The organism is Pseudarthrobacter sulfonivorans, assembly GCF_024391045.1.
Taxonomy (GTDB): domain Bacteria; phylum Actinomycetota; class Actinomycetes; order Actinomycetales; family Micrococcaceae; genus Arthrobacter; species Arthrobacter sulfonivorans_B.
In genome coordinates this window covers 57,670-75,057 of the sequence record NZ_JANFCZ010000009.1, presented here as the reverse complement: position 1 = coordinate 75,057, position 17,388 = coordinate 57,670, and the positions used below count along the sequence as shown (strand labels likewise).

Annotated in this window: 15 protein-coding genes; 5 read left to right on the top strand and 10 right to left on the bottom strand. The window is 62.6% G+C overall.

What is annotated here, in order from left to right; all coding sequences use genetic code 11:
* Positions 1-44: 44 nt before the first annotated feature.
* Positions 45-1,778 carry a glycosyltransferase gene (locus NQJ30_RS08235; RefSeq protein WP_255769404.1) on the top strand — a complete coding sequence of 578 codons (1,734 nt, stop codon included), beginning with the start codon at positions 45-47 and terminating at the stop codon, positions 1,776-1,778.
* A 49-nt stretch (positions 1,779-1,827) separates the two neighbouring features.
* Here the strand turns inward: NQJ30_RS08235 and NQJ30_RS08230 are convergent, their stop codons facing one another.
* Complete coding sequence (locus NQJ30_RS08230; RefSeq protein ID WP_255769403.1) at positions 1,828-2,688, bottom strand: glycosyltransferase; 861 nt, start codon at positions 2,686-2,688, stop codon at positions 1,828-1,830.
* Positions 2,689-2,979: 291 nt separating this feature from the next.
* On the opposite strand from NQJ30_RS08230, the gene NQJ30_RS08225 reads away from it, so the two are divergent.
* The 4 genes from NQJ30_RS08225 (at position 2,980) to NQJ30_RS08210 (ending at position 6,841) form a co-directional block, all read left to right on the top strand.
* A complete protein-coding gene (locus NQJ30_RS08225; protein ID WP_255769402.1) occupies positions 2,980-3,897 on the top strand; it encodes a glycosyltransferase in 918 nt (305 codons plus the stop codon).
* 209 nt (positions 3,898-4,106) lie between these two features.
* A complete protein-coding gene (locus NQJ30_RS08220) occupies positions 4,107-4,706 on the top strand; it encodes a hypothetical protein (protein ID WP_255769401.1) in 600 nt (199 codons plus the stop codon).
* A gap of 36 nt (positions 4,707-4,742) precedes the next feature.
* On the top strand, positions 4,743-5,417 hold the full coding sequence (locus NQJ30_RS08215; protein WP_255769400.1) for a hypothetical protein: 675 nt from the start codon (positions 4,743-4,745) through the stop codon (positions 5,415-5,417).
* Entirely contained in the window at positions 5,414-6,841 is a 1,428-nt protein-coding gene (locus tag NQJ30_RS08210; RefSeq protein ID WP_255769399.1) for an O-antigen ligase family protein, read from the top strand. Before NQJ30_RS08215 ends, NQJ30_RS08210 begins: the two co-directional genes overlap by 4 nt.
* A 58-nt stretch (positions 6,842-6,899) precedes the next feature.
* On the opposite strand, the gene NQJ30_RS08205 is transcribed toward NQJ30_RS08210, so the two are convergent.
* The 9 genes from NQJ30_RS08205 to NQJ30_RS08165 all read right to left on the bottom strand — a co-directional run bounded on the left by NQJ30_RS08205 (position 6,900) and on the right by NQJ30_RS08165 (position 17,375).
* A complete protein-coding gene (locus NQJ30_RS08205; protein ID WP_255769398.1) occupies positions 6,900-8,027 on the bottom strand; it encodes a glycosyltransferase family 2 protein in 1,128 nt (375 codons plus the stop codon).
* Positions 7,976-9,133, bottom strand: a complete 1,158-nt coding sequence (locus NQJ30_RS08200) for a glycosyltransferase family 4 protein (RefSeq protein WP_255769397.1) — start codon at positions 9,131-9,133, stop codon at positions 7,976-7,978. The genes NQJ30_RS08205 and NQJ30_RS08200 overlap by 52 nt, the downstream gene beginning before the upstream one ends.
* On the bottom strand, positions 9,130-10,581 hold the full coding sequence (locus NQJ30_RS08195) for an oligosaccharide flippase family protein (protein WP_255769396.1): 1,452 nt from the start codon (positions 10,579-10,581) through the stop codon (positions 9,130-9,132). Before NQJ30_RS08195 ends, NQJ30_RS08200 begins: the two co-directional genes overlap by 4 nt.
* Positions 10,582-10,693: 112 nt before the next feature.
* Positions 10,694-11,833 carry a DegT/DnrJ/EryC1/StrS family aminotransferase gene (locus NQJ30_RS08190; RefSeq protein ID WP_255769395.1) on the bottom strand — a complete coding sequence of 380 codons (1,140 nt, stop codon included), beginning with the start codon at positions 11,831-11,833 and terminating at the stop codon, positions 10,694-10,696.
* A complete protein-coding gene (locus NQJ30_RS08185; RefSeq protein WP_255769394.1) occupies positions 11,830-12,489 on the bottom strand; it encodes an acetyltransferase in 660 nt (219 codons plus the stop codon). Before NQJ30_RS08185 ends, NQJ30_RS08190 begins: the two co-directional genes overlap by 4 nt.
* Positions 12,486-13,652 carry a DegT/DnrJ/EryC1/StrS family aminotransferase gene (locus NQJ30_RS08180; RefSeq protein WP_255769392.1) on the bottom strand — a complete coding sequence of 389 codons (1,167 nt, stop codon included), beginning with the start codon at positions 13,650-13,652 and terminating at the stop codon, positions 12,486-12,488. The genes NQJ30_RS08185 and NQJ30_RS08180 overlap by 4 nt, the downstream gene beginning before the upstream one ends.
* Positions 13,649-14,644, bottom strand: a complete 996-nt coding sequence (locus tag NQJ30_RS08175) for an NAD-dependent epimerase/dehydratase family protein (RefSeq protein WP_255769391.1) — start codon at positions 14,642-14,644, stop codon at positions 13,649-13,651. Before NQJ30_RS08175 ends, NQJ30_RS08180 begins: the two co-directional genes overlap by 4 nt.
* Positions 14,641-15,765, bottom strand: coding sequence for a Gfo/Idh/MocA family protein (locus NQJ30_RS08170; protein WP_255769390.1), 1,125 nt, complete (start codon positions 15,763-15,765; stop codon positions 14,641-14,643). The genes NQJ30_RS08175 and NQJ30_RS08170 overlap by 4 nt, the downstream gene beginning before the upstream one ends.
* A gap of 26 nt (positions 15,766-15,791) precedes the next feature.
* Positions 15,792-17,375 carry a sugar transferase gene (locus NQJ30_RS08165; protein WP_255769389.1) on the bottom strand — a complete coding sequence of 528 codons (1,584 nt, stop codon included), beginning with the start codon at positions 17,373-17,375 and terminating at the stop codon, positions 15,792-15,794.
* Between the last annotated feature and the right edge of the window lie 13 nt (positions 17,376-17,388).

Here is a 17,388-nt window from a genome sequence, read left to right as displayed (position 1 = left end):
TGGCGTATCCGGCGCGTTTTTCGCCCCTTACAGAACACACTGATGTGGCTGTTTTAGTGGTGACCTACAACAATGAACACGATGTCCCCATTCTGATTGAGAGCCTCCGGCAGGAGACGCGGGACCAGACCATCAAGGTTATCGTGGCTGACAATTCCCCGACTCGGTCCACTTTGCTGGCGCTGGCCCCCTGTGACGACATCCTGGTCTTTCGAACCGGCGGAAACCTGGGATATGCCGGCGGCATCAATGCCGCCACCAGGCGGGCCGGTGCCGCCGACGCGTTTCTGGTGCTGAATCCCGACATGCGCCTCCAGCCTGGCGCGGTGCGGGCCATGAGGGAGAAAATGGCCGCTTCGGGCGCAGGAGCCGTGGTCCCCCTGCTGGTGGACGATGACGGATCCATATACCCCTCCCTGCGCCGTGAGCCAAGCATCACCAGGGCCTTTGGTGACGCACTCTTGGGAAGCAAGCTGCCCGGACGTCCCGGCTGGCTGTCGGAGATGGATTACGACGCCGACAGCTACCGCCAGTCCCACACCGTGGACTGGGCAACAGGAGCGGCTCTCCTGATCAGGGCTGACATCGTTGGGCTGGTAGGCGAATGGGACGAGCGGTATTTCCTCTATTCAGAGGAGACCGATTATCTGCGACGCATCAGGGCAGCAGGTGCCACCGTGTGGTTCGAACCCCGGGCCCGCATGCGGCACAGTCGCGGAGGGTCCGGCACGTCCCCCATGCTCGATGCCCTTATGGCAGTCAACAAGATCAGATATGTTCGCAAGTTCAACTCATCCCATTATGCCGCAGCCTTCCATTCCGCGGTCTTGCTCTCAGCCTTTCTACGTTCGCCCCTGCCAGGGCGCAGCCAGGTCTTCCTCAGTGTCCTGCGACGCAAGGGCTGGGACCGACTACCGCGGATGCAGCGCACTGTGGAGCTTGAGATAAAGGCGGAAAGTATCCCGCCTGGGGCTGTGATTATTCCGGCGCACAATGAAGCGGCCGTGATTCGGAGGACGCTGGCCGCACTGGCAGGTCCAATCGCCAGCGGTGCGGTGGAAGTAGTCGTGGCCTGCAATTGCTGCACTGATGCCACTGCGGACGTGGCGCGCTCCTTTCCCGGGGTGCGTGTTGTGGAACTGCCGCAAGCCTCCAAGACAGGTGCCCTCAATGCCGGAGACCGGGAGGCGACGAGATGGCCAAGGCTCTACCTGGACGCGGACATTGTGCTTCCCCTTGGAGCGCTGTGTGCCACCCTCGCAAGCTTGTCAGACAGCAACGGAGTTCTCTGTGCCCGACCGTCGTTCCGTTATGACACACACGGCGCGTCTTGGCCGGTACGGGCCTACTACAGGGCGCGCAACCGCCTTCCCCAAGCGTCCGAGTCGATGTGGGGGGCAGGTGTATACGGGCTGAACCTGAAGGGCCATGAGAGGCTGGCTGAATTTCCGGATGTGACCTCTGACGACTGCTACATCGACCGCCTGTATGGGCCCGCGGAGAAAGTAGTGATCCGATGCGAGCCGGTGGAAGTGCGAACGCCGCGATCCACCGGGGCACTTCTTGCCACTCTGAGGAGGGTGTACCGGGGAAACAGCGAACTCCATGGTCCTGCGGGTTCACATACTGCCGTGACCCTGCGGGAGTTGGCCAAGTCGGTCCGCGGCCCGGCCTCTGCCGTCGACGCGTCCTGCTACGTTGTGTTCGCCCTCGCCGGCAGGATTCCATTTCGCCGAGGCCGGCGCCGTTGGGAACGTGATGAAACCTCCAGGCGTTAGCCCGTCGAGGGCGGGCGCCGGGTGAAGGAGGTTAGTGCCCGACCGGGGGTTAGCGCCGAGCTCCGAGGAAGCCCTTCCGCGCCCGCATGGTCCGGGACAATTCCACAAAGCGGCGCGGCCTGCGCATGAGGCGAATCGCGATTCTCACCGACCCAACCACGCCATCCACCGCCAGGTCCAGCAGGGAGTCATGAATGTCGAGGGAACATGGGAAGAACCCGGCTATCCTTCGACCGGAAGCCCGCAGTCCGACGATTTCGTTGAGCACGTTTCCGCCGTGGATGACCTGCAACCACATGGGGTGATTCGTCCGGACATTCAGTACAGGGGCGTATTGGTCGATGCGATAATGGTGTTCGGCAAATACCGTGACCGGTTTTCGGTCGGAAACATCCTCGATCAGACTGGAAAACGGATTCTTTGTGTAGGGGCGAAGATATAGTTTTCCGTTTGAATACTGTGCCCCATTGACCAGATTGACGAAGGTCAGATCCTGGCGATCAAAGTAGGACTGGATACATTCAACAAAGTCAAAGGAGACAGCGTCGTCATTGTCCACGCGTGTCGTGACGGCATATCTCGTTGAGCATCGTTCCGCTATGGTCCTGGTCAACAATTCCTTGGTGAACGCCCCGTCTACATAAACCGGCTCGAAGAGTCCCTGGGCAATGTCACTTATTCTGTTCTGGAACCAGGCGGGGGTTTCGGAGTCAAGAAAGACAATCCAATGGAAGCTCTGCACAGACTGGGCCCCAAAGCAGGGCGTGCAGTACCGCTGGAACAGTTCCAGACGCGCGAGCAGCCATTCGTCTGTTGGCTCGGCCCAGTGGTAGAAATTGCGGACGTTAAAACGGGTCAGAACAAAGTGCGTGGCTTCCCCACCACAGAAAGTACTCATGCCTGCTCTCATTAACCTGCCTTGCGACGTGAGCGGATCCCAGCTTCGTGGGTTTTAGTGGCATACTGCTCCACCCGGAGGCATTGAAGCAAGGCTTTGGCCTCCCGTCGCTGAGAAATTGTGGTGCAGGGCGCCACACCACAAGGCAGCTGCGGCTACCCACATGATTCCCGGGCTGGGCTGGTGGCGAATTTCCTGCCGACCTACCGTGGATAGGGAATGACCGGCAGGACATAGCCCGTCCGTGGATTACAGATCCGCGGGGTAGCGAAGGGCGGACATCTCAGAAAAAGGTGTACAGGAATGAATGCTTTGGAAGCGATGAGTGTGGACCATGTTCTGCTGACGCGCTTCAACCTTCCGTCCCGCGGTTACGAGAGCCTGGTCAGAGCCAAACACGGTTGGCTCCGCGAACGACTCGAACTTTTTGAGGCGTACTGCCTGCCGTCGGTGCGCAGCCAGAGTTGCAGGCCGTCTTGCTGGATTATCTATTTTGATCCTGACAGTCCTGCTTGGCTGATGGATCGGGTTCGCGTGCTCAGCGCCGATGGATTGTTCATCCCCGTTCTTCGTGCGGAAGTCTCCAGTACGCAACTTATCGAGGACATTGAGACCGCGCTCGGCCGGCGCGGTGAATTTCTTCTCACCACGAATTTGGACAATGACGATGGCCTGGCCACCGATTTCATCGAAAGACTCCGGTCGGTCGCCCCAACTAGCGGGGCCAGGGCCATCTATCTGGTCAATGGCTTGATCAGGACACACGATTCGACGTATGTGCGGACGGACGAAGACAATGCATTCTGTTCGGTGTTGTCTCCATGGGCTGATCCGCGGACATGTTGGGCCGATTGGCACAATCGGCTCCGACGAGCGATGCCCGTGGTCCACCTCCATGGAGATCCGGCCTGGCTGCAGGTAGTTCATGAATCTAATGTCAGCAACCGCGTGCACGGGCGTCGCGTACCGCCGGCAAATTATGCGAGCCATTTCCCGGGGCTGCTCACAGAATTGAATAATCCAACAGTCGGCGATCTCCTTGTCGATCATCTTATTCTGGGTCCGATTAGAAGCATTAGGGATGTCGTGCGCAGTGCGGCAAAGTTTGTAGTTCAGGCAATTTCGGGCCGTGAAAAGATTGACAGCCTTAGAATTTGGTGGTCAATGCAACCATTGGTTGTCCGCTCAAAAGAGCCAGATCCTGGGCAGTCAACGAGGTAAACTGACCGCCGCCGGTGCGTCCCTATTTAGCCTTATTGTCTGGAAATTAGCAGAGAGCGGTACTGGAAATGTGGTTGAGGGACATTATTTCAGGTCTATGGCGGCGCTGGTATCTGGTGCTGCTGTTTCTTCTGGTAACGGTTGCTGCCTGTGTTTTTGTGAGACAAACGGTCCCTGCCACCTACCGTGCGCAGGGAAACTTCGTTCTCATGCCTCCGAGCTCCACCGTCGGCCCCGAAGGCAACCCGTTCCTGTTTCTCGGGGGAATGAACCAGGCCCTGGACATTCTGTCGGTTGAAATGTCCGGGCCCGACACCGCGGGGCCCATACTCAGTGCCCATCAGGGTGTCTCCTACGTTGCTGAGCCCGATCGAAGCAGCAGCGGTTCCGTCATCCGCCTCGCCGTCGAAGGGGACAACCCCGACCGCGTGACGGCTGCTCTTCGCGACGTGGTGGCCCTGGTCCCGGGCGTGCTGACTTCCATGCAGGACGAACAAAACGTCCCCGAAAAGGCCCGGATCGGGCTCATGCCACTAGTCCTGCAGGACACACCGATCGAGGACACCAAGACGCGGACAGTTAGTGTAGTCGCCGTTGCGGGCGGTGGAGTGGCCATGAGCATACTGTTGGCCGGTCTCATCGATGGCCGCCTGTTGGCCCGGGCGTTGAGGCGCGAGCTGGCAGGCCAATCTGTGAGCATCCCGGGCGTCCGGCGCGCCCACCGAGGAATAGGAGAGCGACCCACCGTGAACAGGCTTAAGAGCCTCTGGGAATCCCGCGACCACGCGACAGCCAAGACGAGGGGTTAGGCCAGTGGTGAGGCTGGCGGCGGAGCGAGGACTGTCATGACCGTGGGAGTCCTCGCCCGAGTCATGTTGCGCCGGTGGGCGGTGGTCCTGGTGGGCGTGTTGATGACGGCCCTGGTCTGTTCTTTACTGATAAACGCGGGCCGTACGTACTGGGCGTCCGTAGACTTGGTCTTCCTACAGCCTGGCGAGAGTGCGGTGGCGAACGTTTCGGATTCGGCGGTGCCATCCCTGATCAGCTTTGCCGGAATTGTCAAGCGCAGGGCCAGCCAGGACGGAACCCCGGTTGAGCTGCCTTCGTCCAACGCCACGCTCTATGGCAGCGGCGTACGAAACGGCTACTCAATCACTCTTCCCAACACTGGAACGCAGTGGGCGGTCAGCTATTCCCGTCCCGTCCTCGCCGTCCAAGTGGTAGGCGGCAGCCCGGACCAGGTCCGCCAAACCGTGAACCGCGTGCTGACCATGATTGAGGTGTCATCTCGGGAGCTGCAATCTGAGCAGGGAGTGCCCGCGAAAGATTTCATCACGCTTGACCGGTCGCCGGAAACTCCCGAAATTGTCGATCTGGGAAGCAGTAAAACGGGCCGAGTCAAGGGGCTCCTGGCTCTCTCGATGGTTGGGCTGGCCCTAACGGCGCTGGCTGCCCTTGAAATCGACCGGCTGGTTATGCTGCGGACCCGGTCCCGTTCCGCCCGGAACGAACCATCATGAGTGAGCTGAAGGTCCCACGCGGGCGTGATTTCTCCGTCCAGCCGGCGGCAGGTTGGGACGCAGTGACCGTCCTGACCATTGGCATGGTTCTCACCTGCGCCATTCCTTCCTATCTGAGCATTTCAGCGCTCGGACAGCTCGGACGCCCCGGCGTTGTGTGGTTTCTTGGTGCCGTCCTCTGGTGGGAATGGTCGCAACTCCAGCGACCCATTCCGCGCGTCATCTGGCCACAGCCCGCACGTCGGTGGCTGGCCCTCTTCCTGGGAGTTGTGCTGGTCAGTTACGCCGTGAATAACCTTGCCGGCCTGCCAGCGGATGAGGCGCGTACGGCGGACAGCGGAGTGTTGAAGGCACTGAGTTGGGCTGGCCTGTTCCTTATTGCACATGACGGCATCGTCGATCGCGACAGGCTGTTGGTGCTCATGCGCCGCGTCGCACTCATCGGGACACTCATGTCGGCCCTTGGACTGTTGCAGTTCTGGACAGGCCAGTCGTTTGTCTCTTCCCTGTACCTCCCGGGCTTCGCTGTCGGAGAAGGATTCGACAACATCCAGGACCGATCGGGATTTCTGCGGGCGGCCGGTACCGCATCCCATCCGCTGGAGTATGGCGTGGTCCTTTGCATGTCACTTCCACTGGCAATAACACTGGCCTTGAGTGAAGAGAAGGGACGGAACGTTTTGCGCTGGCTGTCGGTCGGTTTGATTGGCTGCGCCTCAGTGTTGTCTGTGTCGAGGTCGGCGTTGATTGGAACCGCGACAGCGCTAATCATTCTTATGCCCGGTTGGTCGCGTTCTGCCCGCCGCCGTGCGCTGGTCATCGTAGCGGCGGGTGTCCTGGCGGTGTACTTCCTGGTGCCCGGCATGGTGGGAACGGTCCGCGGCATGTTTGCCGGCATTGCTGGAGATTCCAGTACCCAGTCGCGAACCAACGGTTACGACTCAGCGTTTGAGTTAGCAAGCCGGAACCTATTAGTTGGCAGGGGACTTGGAACGTTTCTCCCCAGCTACCGGATTCTCGACAACGAGTACCTTTTATTGCTCATTGAGCTTGGCGCCCTGGGCCTTATTCTTTTCGCTGTGCTTGTGGCCAGCGGGATCTATTGTGTAATTCGTACCCTGAGGCTGTCGACGGATCCGCTTGTCAGGCAGTTAAGTTTTGCACTGATGGCGTCCCTGACGGCGGGCGGTGTGATGTTCGCGTTCTTTGACGCACTGAGCTTTCCCATGGCCGCCGCGTTCATGTTCTTGATCCTCGGCATGTCCGGTGCGCTTTGGCGCATTGCCAGGAATGAGAGTCTGCAGACTACGGCGTCCGCCTACATTCCTGAAGCGCCCGTGAACCGTCCTGAAGGGAGGCGCCGGCATGCCAGTGAACGAGGAATTCGAGTTGCAGGGAACCCTTGGCGCCGACACCCGAACTAAGGACAGGACATCCGCATGGCAGGAGCCACCACCCTCCTGGCGGTGCCAACTTCCATGATCAGATTCCGAAGCGGCGCCACCTCTGCCACCGTATCCGGTTTCCCATGTTCCTTGACCATGTGCCGTAATTGGTGAGCACGCCGTCGGCGACTGGCGTCCGGCATCCGCTGCCGGTGCGGGACTGATACGCCTGCCAGAGTGGTAGGCCACGATGTCCTGCGTAGGCTGACTGCGCGTATTCCACTGCCGCCAGCAGGCTTCCGTCCGCAGGCGGGTTGTCCATCTGGCTGATGACCCAGTCGAGCGCCTCCTCACACTGCCTTCGACTGACAAGTTCAAGAAGTTCCTGTTTCGTGGCGCGGGGAAGACCGGATGCCTGGAGGAAGCTCAGATAAGCGCGTTGGCGCTCCTGCAGATCCCTGACCACTGTGCCGAATTGCGTCCTCATCATGCTGGCCGGATGTGCCCGCCGGAGTGCTTGGTCGGCCCCGTTGATTCGGCCGACGTCGGATACCTCGGCAATTCGAAGCCACATCTCCAGATCGCCTGAATGCGGCAGCTCAGGGCGATAGTAGCCGACCTGATGCTGTACGGACGTCCGGACTACCGCCTCCGGACAGTAGATGATGCTCAACCCGCGGCGAAACTGCGCCCGGATCCAGCTCCGTCCCCGCCATGTGCTCCACGTGCGGGATCCCGAATGGGTCTGCGGGGGCTCGCCGGTGAATTCCACCGGATGCCCATACACAAGACCCAGCGCGGGATTTCTTTCCATCAGGGAGCTGGCGCGGTGCAGCGAACCGGGAGTCAGCAAATCATCCGCTGACAGCAACACGACATAATCTGTTTCTGCCGCGGCCAAGCCCTCGTTGTAGGTGGCAATGTGTCCGCGGTTAACGGAATGTCGTGTCACGGCTACACGAGGGTCCTGTGCCGCGAGTTCCTGGCAGACCCGGACAGTATGGTCGGTGGAGGCATCATCAATGATGTGGACCCTGACGTCCACGGCGGGCTGGTCCAGGACGCTCTGGACGCAGGCGGGTAGGAAGCGGGCGTAGTTGTAGGACGGCACGACGACAGTGACGGTGGGGAACGGGCCCCCAACCGGCGTCAGCCGGGCCATCTGGATCTTCATCACTTCACCGCCGTCGTGGATGATGGTGTTGGATCCGGAATTCCCAGGCACGCGAGCACGCGTCCTGCAACGTCATGCCAGGATGAAGCACCCGCGCGTACCCGGGCCTCACTGCCCATCAATCGCGCCGTCCGCGAATCACACAGCTGTACCATGGCACCGAAGAGCGCAGCTGAATCGTCCGGGTGAACTGTCAGCGCCGCCGGTCCCAAGAGCTCGCCTGCGCCTCCCTCGGTGGTTGCGATGACGGGCAGCCCGGCCGATGCGGCCTCGAGATAGGCAATCGGTGACGGGTCGAAGCGGCTCGGAAGCACAAAGGCTGTGGCGGCAGCGAAGAGGCCTGCCAGCAGGGCCTGGGCTGCTTGATCCTCGCGCGGCAGAAACCCATGATCGCGGACTCCCGGTTCAACGACCTTGGGATGTTGGCCCACAAGATCCAGGGTGGCATCCGGAAACTGCCGTCGCAGCCTCCTGAAAGATTCCAGTACCGCCTCCCCGTTTTTGCGCCGCCAGTCGACGCCCACGAAAAGGAACCGCGGCCGCGTCCAGTCGCGTTCCACCGGTCTCGCGGAACCACGGGGCATATGGCCCATTCCTACGACGCGGACCCGGCCGGGAGCTATGCCATAGTCCTCGATGAAAGAGCGCGAGGCCCACGATGTGCTGACGCAGCAAACATCTGCTGTCCGCGACGAGGAGGCCTGATTTGCAAACCAGCGGCGAAGATGACGCACAGGAATTTTCAGTCCGCGGATATCGGAGTCGGCGTTTCGCCACATCTGGATCAGCGTGCCGTCATCGTAGGTCGCACAGGGGATAGAGGATCGGACAACAGAGTCCAGGTTGTACATTTCGGTGCCCATGGCGATGATGCCATCGAGAAGTCCTGACTTGCCCAGGGCGCGTGAGAGGGCGACGGTTCTGGCCAATTGCCGGACCGGCATGCGATCGGCAACGGGGCCGGTGCGGCCTGTGCTGCGTGAGAGAAGGGAGACGCCGGCATTGACGACCCAGGGGATCTCCACCCCGATGGGGACAACCTCGAATCCGCAGGCTTCCACGCCCACCGCCAAGCCGCTGGGCGTGCCTGACCAGTTCCCCGGAAAGCGTGGGTCGCGCTGCGGGTAAAGGAGCCCGATCCTGTTCGGAGTGGTCAAGTGGTCCTCCTACGGGTTTTGGCCAGCAAGCGCGCAGTGAACGCAACGTATCTGCCGAATTTCGAGTCGCTCTCCATGGCGAGGACGCCGCCTGCGAAAGGCAATGCAGCGGCCAGGTACACCACCAGTCCCACCACGCTCGCGACTCCAATTCGCCACCACGCGCCAGTGATGGGGATAGTCGCCATCGCGGCTGCGACCGCGGCTGCAATGGAAGCAATTGCCGGACCGCCCGTTGCGCGGCCGAGGAGACCTGCCAGGTTTGGCACGACGGACCGGAGGGCCCATAGATAGCTTGGAAGGACAATGCATCCGATGACGAAGACGTGAGCCCACGCCGCACCCAGCACTCCAAAGGTTGAGACGCTGATCCACATTGTGGGTACCAGGGTAGATAGCCAGGCGACTTGTATCAGCAGCACCCGCCATGACTGTCCGGTGGCCACGAGCAAGTTGGACAGCAGCAGACTGGTAGTGAATAGCGCTCCATAGACTGCAAGGACGGCCAAAATTTCGCCGGCACCGACCCATTTTTCGCCGTACAGGCCGATGACGATGTCGGTTGAGAGGATGGTTGTCATTGCGGCCAGAGGACAGGCCACCAGCGCCGTCAGGCGGGCCCACCGCGCAAGCTTGTCGCGCAGGTGGTCCGGATCGGCGCCGGACTCGGAGAATGCCGACATGGCTACGCTGTTGATCGTGGAACCCAGAACGGAAGACGACCACGAGGCCACATTGAAGGCGAGTACATATACGCCCAGCAGGGCAGGGCCCAAGATCCTTCCGATGAAGGCGAAGTCGGCGTTGAGGAGGGTGTAATTTATCAGGTTTGCGCCAGCCAGGGGCAGCCCAAACTTAAGGATCGGCAGGATTTGGACTTTGTCGATGCGTGGCCAGAAATGGCGCTTGGCCGAGTACAGCGTAACTAGCCCCACGCATATTTGGCCGACAACTCGGGACCACGCGAACGCCATGGCGCCATCTCCGCCAATCGCCAGTAGGATGAGCAGTCCGTTGGCGGGGACAAAGGCGATGAGGTTTGCCAGAAAGAGGCGGTCCTGCCGGAAATCCCGTGTCATCATTGCGCCCGGCACGGCAAAAAGGCCGGTGAGGAGGACGCAAATAGCGAGCACCTGGATCGGCCCTTCGGCGTCGGGCGCCCCGAGAAGGGCAGCAATGGGCGCTGCCAGGCCGAAGACAATTGCTGCGAACAGTGTTCCAGTTATCAGCGAAACGGCCGCCACAGTGGGTGCGGTGTCTTCCAGTCTCAGGTCCCTGCGGGCAACACAGGATGAGACGCCCAGCTCGGCACACGAAGAAACAATGGTGTGGACTATCAGGGCTGCCGCAAATACGCCGAAGTCATGGGGGGAGATGATCCGGACGACCACCACAGTGATGGCTATGCCGCCCAGCTTGGTTACGAGCATGTTGATGCCGCTCCACATTGCTCCACGTTGAGCCTTGGCTTCGAGCGAGGCAGACGACAGGGACCCGGGCTGACTGTTCACTAGCGGCTACCAAACGCTGGAGTGGGCGAGAGCGCGTAACTGGATGCCATCACAGCCGGCCTAACGCGCTGATGAGTTGCTTGGCGACTTCGTCCTGCTCATTCGCCCTGAGATGCGGAAACAGGGGCAGGGACAGGATCCGGCCGGCGGCCTCCTCGGCAACCGGGAAAGAACCTACGCCCTTCCCAGAGGAGGTATACGCCCCACTGAGGTGTACCGGCACCGGGTAGTGGACCCCGGCCTGGATTCCTGCGGCCTGCAAGGCGGCGAGGATGGCATCCCGGTCGGGAACCCGAACCACATACAGGTGCCAAACATCGACGTTGCCGGGGGCTTCGCGTGGAACCTGGACACCTGGCACGCCGGCAAGAAGCGCCGTATACCGTTCCGCGGCTGCGCGCCGCCGAAGGTTCCACTCCGCCAACCGTGCCAGCTTGGTCCGAAGCACCACTGCCTGGATGGTGTCCAGCCGCGAGTTAAAACCAACGGCGTCGTGCCGGTATTTCACGGAACTCCCGTGGGAGCCGATCATCCGCACCCGCTCAGCCACGCCGTCGTCGTCCGTTATCACGGCACCCGCATCCCCGGCAGCACCGAGGTTCTTGCCCGGGTAGAAGCTGGTTCCGGCAGCCAGCCCCAGCGTCCCCGCCGAACGGCCAAACCTGGTGGCACCCTGCGACTGTGCGGCGTCCTCCACGATCACGGCACCGCAGTCCGAAGCAATGGGAATAAGCCGCTCCACAAAGGCCGTTTGCCCGAACAGATGCACCGGAACAATGGCCCGGGTGCGGGGTGTGACAGCGGCCGCGACGGCATCCGGGTCGATCAGCAGATACTCAGGATCGACATCCACAGGCACCGGGACGGCCCCGATCCTGCTGGCGGCCTCCGCCGTCGCGATGAACGTGTTAGCCGGAATAATCACCTCGTCGCCTGGACCCACCCCGGCCGCCCGCAAGGCCAGCTCAAGTGCGTCCGTTCCATTCGCCACGCCCACACAGTGGCGGGCGCCAACAAATGATGCGTAGGCTGCCTCGAACTCCGCCACGGCCGGGCCGCCGATGAACGCTGCCGTGCGGAAGACCTCCGCGAGTCCCTCCATGACCTCCGTGTGCACATCCGCCTGCTGGGCGACCAGATCGACCAACGGCACGGCAGCGTCCGTCCGGACCGTAACCTCTGCGCTCACACCGCACCTCCGTATCCGAACGCTTCCCGCTCTATCTCGTGGGCCGGGACGCCAACCCAGGTTTCGCCGTCGGGCACGTTGCTGAGCACCGCGGCACCCATGCCCACCGTGGCGTAGGCTCCCACCGATGTCCGCTCGCGGACGCTGGAATTCATTCCCAGGTAAGCTGCCCGGCCAACCCGGACACCGCCGCCCAGGGACGCACCGGCGGCGAAGGTCGCGAAGTCCGCCACGTCGTCGTCGTGCGTGAACGTTACCGACGGCATGGCCACCACGTGCGAACCCAGGGTAACCGAGGCTGTCAGCGTGACGTTGCGCAGCAGGATGCTTCCCCGGCCGATCCGGCACCCTTCCGGGTACTGCACCGAGGGGTCGATCGCCGTAGCGTACCGGGCCTCATGCAGCCCCATGACGCTGAGCCTGTCCACCACCATTTCCCGTGCTTTTCCGGAGCCCAGGCAGACCAGGATAAACGCGTGCGTGTATTTGGCCGCGTCGTCGATGGTTCCCAGGACGGGCGCCCCGTCGACGGTGACGCCCGCCATTTCCCTGTCGTCGTCGAGCAGGCCTACGACGTCGTATTGGCCGCTGCTGCGCACCATGGCCAGAACCTCACGGGCAAGGCCACTCGCTGCGATCAGAATCAGTTCACTCACGTGCCTGCTCCTTGTGCGGCGGCTCGGATCGTGTTGATGACCCGGTTCATGCTGACGGTGTCCAACTCGTGGAATACGGGCAGGATGAGTGTCCGGTCCGTCATCCGCTCGGTGTGCCGCAGCCCCGCGTTGCCCGTGTCGCGACCACGGTACGCGGGCTGGCGGTGCGCGGCCATGATGCCACGCCTGGCCGAAATGCCGGCGTCCGCGAGGCGGGACAACAGGCCGTCGCGGCTCGTTCCGAAAGTCGGCAGGACCTCGACCCAGAAGGACTGGAAGTTGGTGGTGCCGTAGGGGGGATCAGACATGAACCGCAGGCCCCTGACCCCCGCCAGTCCCGCCACGTATTCGGCGGCTATTTCGCGGCGCCGCTTCACGATCTGACCAAGCCGCCGCAGCTGCACCATCCCGACGGCGGCCTGCAGGTCGGTCATCCGGTAGTTGAAGCCGACTTCGAGGTAGACCTCCGGCGGTGCCAGCAACGAACCGTGCCGGTCAGTCGCGGAGACACTCATTGAATGTTCCCGCAGGGTCCGGGCGCGCGCGGCCCAGTCAGCCCGCTTCGTGGTGAGCATCCCGCCTTCGCCGGTGGTGAGAATCTTGCGCGGGTGGAACGACCAGACGGTCACGTCCGCCCCGGTGCCCACCGGGCGGCCCTTATATTGGGACCCGACGGCGCAGGCGGCGTCTTCGATGACCGTAATCTCGTGCCGGTCGCAGAGTTCGCGGATGGGATCCAGGTCCACCGGCACACCGCCCTGGTCAACAATGATCACGGCGCGGGTGTCCAGCGTCAGCGCCGCGTGGATCGTCTCGGCAGTCACGTTGCCGGTGGCAGCGTCGACGTCGCAGAAGATGGGACGCGCCCCCACATACGTCACGGCGTTGGCAGTGGCAATGAAGGACAGCGAAGGCACCACCACGTCATCCCCCGGACCGATGCCGGCCACCACCAGCGCCAGATGCAGCGCTGTGGTGCAACTGGAGGTCGCGACGGCGTGATGGACTTCCTGCGAGGCCCCGAAAGCCGCCTCAAATTCCTTGACCTTCGGACCCTGCGCCACCCAGCCGGAGGCCACCACCTCCGCCAGTGCCTGCGCCTCTTCCTCACCGAGCCACGGCTTCATGACGTTTATCCGGGCAACTGCTGCTTCTGCAGTCATCGGGCACCAGCCTTCCTGCCGGCGGCGATTTCCTCCCGCAGCGGCTTCCACCAGCTGACAAGTTCGCGGAGTCCTTCTTCGAGTTCCACCTCTGCCTTGAATCCCAGGTCCTGCCGCGCAGCCGTGGTGTCGGCCAGCCGGCGGACCACGCTGTTGACCGCCCGGTCCGGGCCGTGTTCGACGACCAGATCCGAACACATGACGCGCAGCAGTGCCTGCGCCATTTCCAGCAGGCTGGTCTCGGTTCCGCTTGCCACGTTGTAGATGCCTTCGCTGACGCCGCTCGCGGCGGCCAGCACGTTGGCCCGGGCCACGTCTGCGGTGTACACGAAGTCCATCGTCTGCATGCCGTTGCCGAAGATCAGCGGCGGTTTGCCGTCCATGATCCGTTCCATCCACCGGACCAGGACCTCGGTGTAGAGGCCATGGACATCCATCCGGGGTCCGTACACGTTGAAATAACGCAGCAGCACGTAATCCAGTCCCGTCATGGCGCGGAAGCTGCGGGCCATCCCTTCGTTGAAGGACTTGGCGGCGCCGTAAAAGGTGTCGTTATTGGCATGGTGGTGGCGTTCCGTGGTGGGAAATTCCTCCGCCATGCCGTACACAGAGGCACTGGAGGCTGCGATGAGCTTTTCCACCCGGTGCTCTGCCGCGGCCTCAAGGATGTTGAAAGTTCCGTCCACCATCACCTCGAGGGCGAGCCGGGGTTCCTCAGCGCACTGCGTGATCCGGATGGCTGCCTGGTGGAAGACCAGGTCCTTGCCCTTGGTGAGATCGTGAACCAGGTCCCGGTCGCCGATGTCGCCTCGGATGAGCTCAACCTGCCCGGTTTCCAGCGCCTGCTCCAGGTTGTCAAGCCGGCCGCGGACAAGATTATCCAGCACGTCAATCCGGTGCACCCCCTCGCGCAGGAGGGCATCCACCAGTGTTGAGCCGATCGTTCCGGCGCCGCCGGTCACCAGGACATTGGCCCCCTGGAGCTCAGTCACAGCGCACTCCCCAGCTGTGCTCCTGCGCCGGCCATTTCGTACCCGGCCACAGGTGCGGACTGCCCGTCCATGCTCAGGCTGTGCGTCACCGCTTCAAGTACGGACAGGACCCGCAGGCCGGAGGAACCCCCCGTTCGGGCCTCCCGTCCGTTCCGAATGCAGGAAGCCAGTTCTTCAACCACCTGGCCCAATGCCTCCCTTTCCGGAAGCGCCGGCGACCACGTGTCGCCGAGCCGGTAGGAAATTGCCGATGCCTTTCTTTCCCCGGCCGACTTGGCCTGCCGGTCCAGGCTGACGCCCCGGTCGTAAACGCTGAGCCGCTGCTGCGGGTTCAGGTCGTCCCAGACGAGCGTCCGCAGTGATCCGCCGATCACCATTTGCCGGATCTTGGTTGGACTCAGCCAGTTCACGTTCACGTGGGCGGTGGCGTCGTTGGGCAGTTTGAAATTCAGGTGGCCCACGCAGTCGCGCCCGGTACCCAGCGGGTCCGCTCCGAACGCGGACACCTCGGCAGGGTTCAGGCCGCCGGGAAGGACAAAGTCCAGGATGGCCAGGTCGTGCGGCGCCAGGTCCCAGAACACGTCCACATCGGGTTGGACGAGCCCTAGGTTGATCCTGATGGAGTCAACGAACAGGATTTCGCCCAGCGAACCTTCCTGCACCAGTTCCTGCATCTTGAGGACCGCAGGCGTGTAGCAGTATGTATGGTCCGCCATCAGCACCAAGCCGTTCGCTTCGGCCTCAGCCACCATCTCCAGGCCGTGGGCCCGGCTGTCCGCGAGCGGCTTTTCCACCAGGACGTGCTTGCCGGCACGGAGCGCCGTCATGACTGTGCCGTAATGGGTGCGGGCCGGCGTGGCGATCGCTACAGCGTCCACGTCGAAGGTGTCCAGGAGTTCGTCAAGGGATTCGACGACGGATATGCCACCTAGGGACCCGGCCAGTTGTGCCGCCCGCTCGATGTCCAGATCACAGATCGCCACCAGATCCCAGTCGGGACTGGCCTGCAGGTTGCGGGCGAGATTCGGCCCCCAGTAACCGGCTCCGACGACGGCGATCTTCAGTTTCGGTGTCGTCTGCCGGTGAGTGGGGGCGTGGAACGGATTGGGGAATGTCCTCATGTCGCTTCCTTTCCAGGGAGTCGGTGCTAGTAGGCGCCGGATGGCTTGATGACTGCGCGGAATGTCCGCCACAAGATGAGCAGGTCCCCGGCGATGGACCAGTTCTCGACGTAATAGAGGTCCAGCCGGACGGCCTCTTCCCAGGCAAGGTCTGAGCGGCCATTGATCTGCCACAGGCCGGTGATTCCCGGTTTGATCAGCAGCCGCCGGTGGGTGTGGCGTTCATAGCCGCTGACTTCGCGGTCCAGCGGCGGGCGCGGTCCCACCATGCTCATGTTTCCCAGGACAACATTCCAGAGCTGGGGAAGCTCATCGAGCGAGTACTTGCGCATCCAGCGGCCGCACCGGGTAACCCGGGGATCATCACGGAGCTTGAACAGCACGCCGGCGCCCTCATTTTGCTGGTTCAATGCCGCCAGGCGGGCCTCTGCGTCCACCACCATGGACCGGAACTTGAACATCCCGAAGTGGCGGCCGTCCTTGCCCACCCGGTCCTGGCGGAAGAGGACCGGCCCGGGGCTGTCCAGCCGCACGATGAGGGCCAGCACCAGGAGCAGTGGCGACAGCGCCAGGAGGGCACCGAACGCCATCGCCACATCCACCACCCGCTTCAGGACGTGCTTTCCACCCGAATACTGCGGAATGTCCACATGCATCAGAGGCAGGCCTTCAACGGGCCGCCAATGGATGCGGGGACCCGCGACGTTGGTCAGCGTGGCCGCCAGGACCATTTCCGCCGCGCATTCCTCGAGTTTCCAGCCGAGCTCACGGATGAACCTGTTTCCCCCCGGCAGGGGTCCGGCCACGATGACGGAATCGGCGTCGGAGAGGCGAACTGTCCGGGCGATGTCGTCCGTGGACGAGAGAATGGGGATCTGACGGCCGTCTACGTGCAGTTTCCCTCCGCGCCGGGCTCCGGGGAGGCAGACTCCCAGGATTTCGTACACCGGACCTGATTTTTTGGCCACCTGTTGAACCACGTAGCGGACGTCCTCCGGTTCTCCGACGACGACGGCCCGGGAGAGGTGGCGGCCGCGGTCCTTTTCCTTGGTCAGCCGGCGTCGGAACGCCCACCGGTTCGCGGTCAGGGCCGCCAGGCCCAGCGGCAGTGACACTGTCAGGAAAGGGCCTCCGCCGTGGACGGAAAAGACAACGGCGCTGATGGCCATCAGTCCGAAGATCCGCAAGGTTGCCGAGGCAACCCGCTTGTACTCGTCAGCGCCGACGCCAAGGACCTTCGAATCGCGCGTCCTATAGATTTCCAGTGCCATAAGCCAGAGCAGCGCCACGGTGACGGCGGTGAGGAGGCCGCCCTTGGCGCTTTCGGTCCCTGGAACAAATCCCACGCTGGACAGGAGGTCGCCGACCCATACGGCGCCTGCCACCATGAGCGTATCCGCGGCCCGGAGCAGATTGATGTGCGTGGCGATCCACGCCGCCCCCGCTTTCCGGCCCGGCGTGGCCGGGCCGGCAGTTGGCGGCAGCAGAAACCGGGTTCCTGCGGCTTCTGCTGCCGCCAACCGCGCTGTTGCATTCCGTTGTGCAGCAACGGAGGCAACGGGCCAGTCAAAACCAGCTCGCCGGGTCCGGGCGACCGGAATTTCAACCATGGTGACCCCTTCC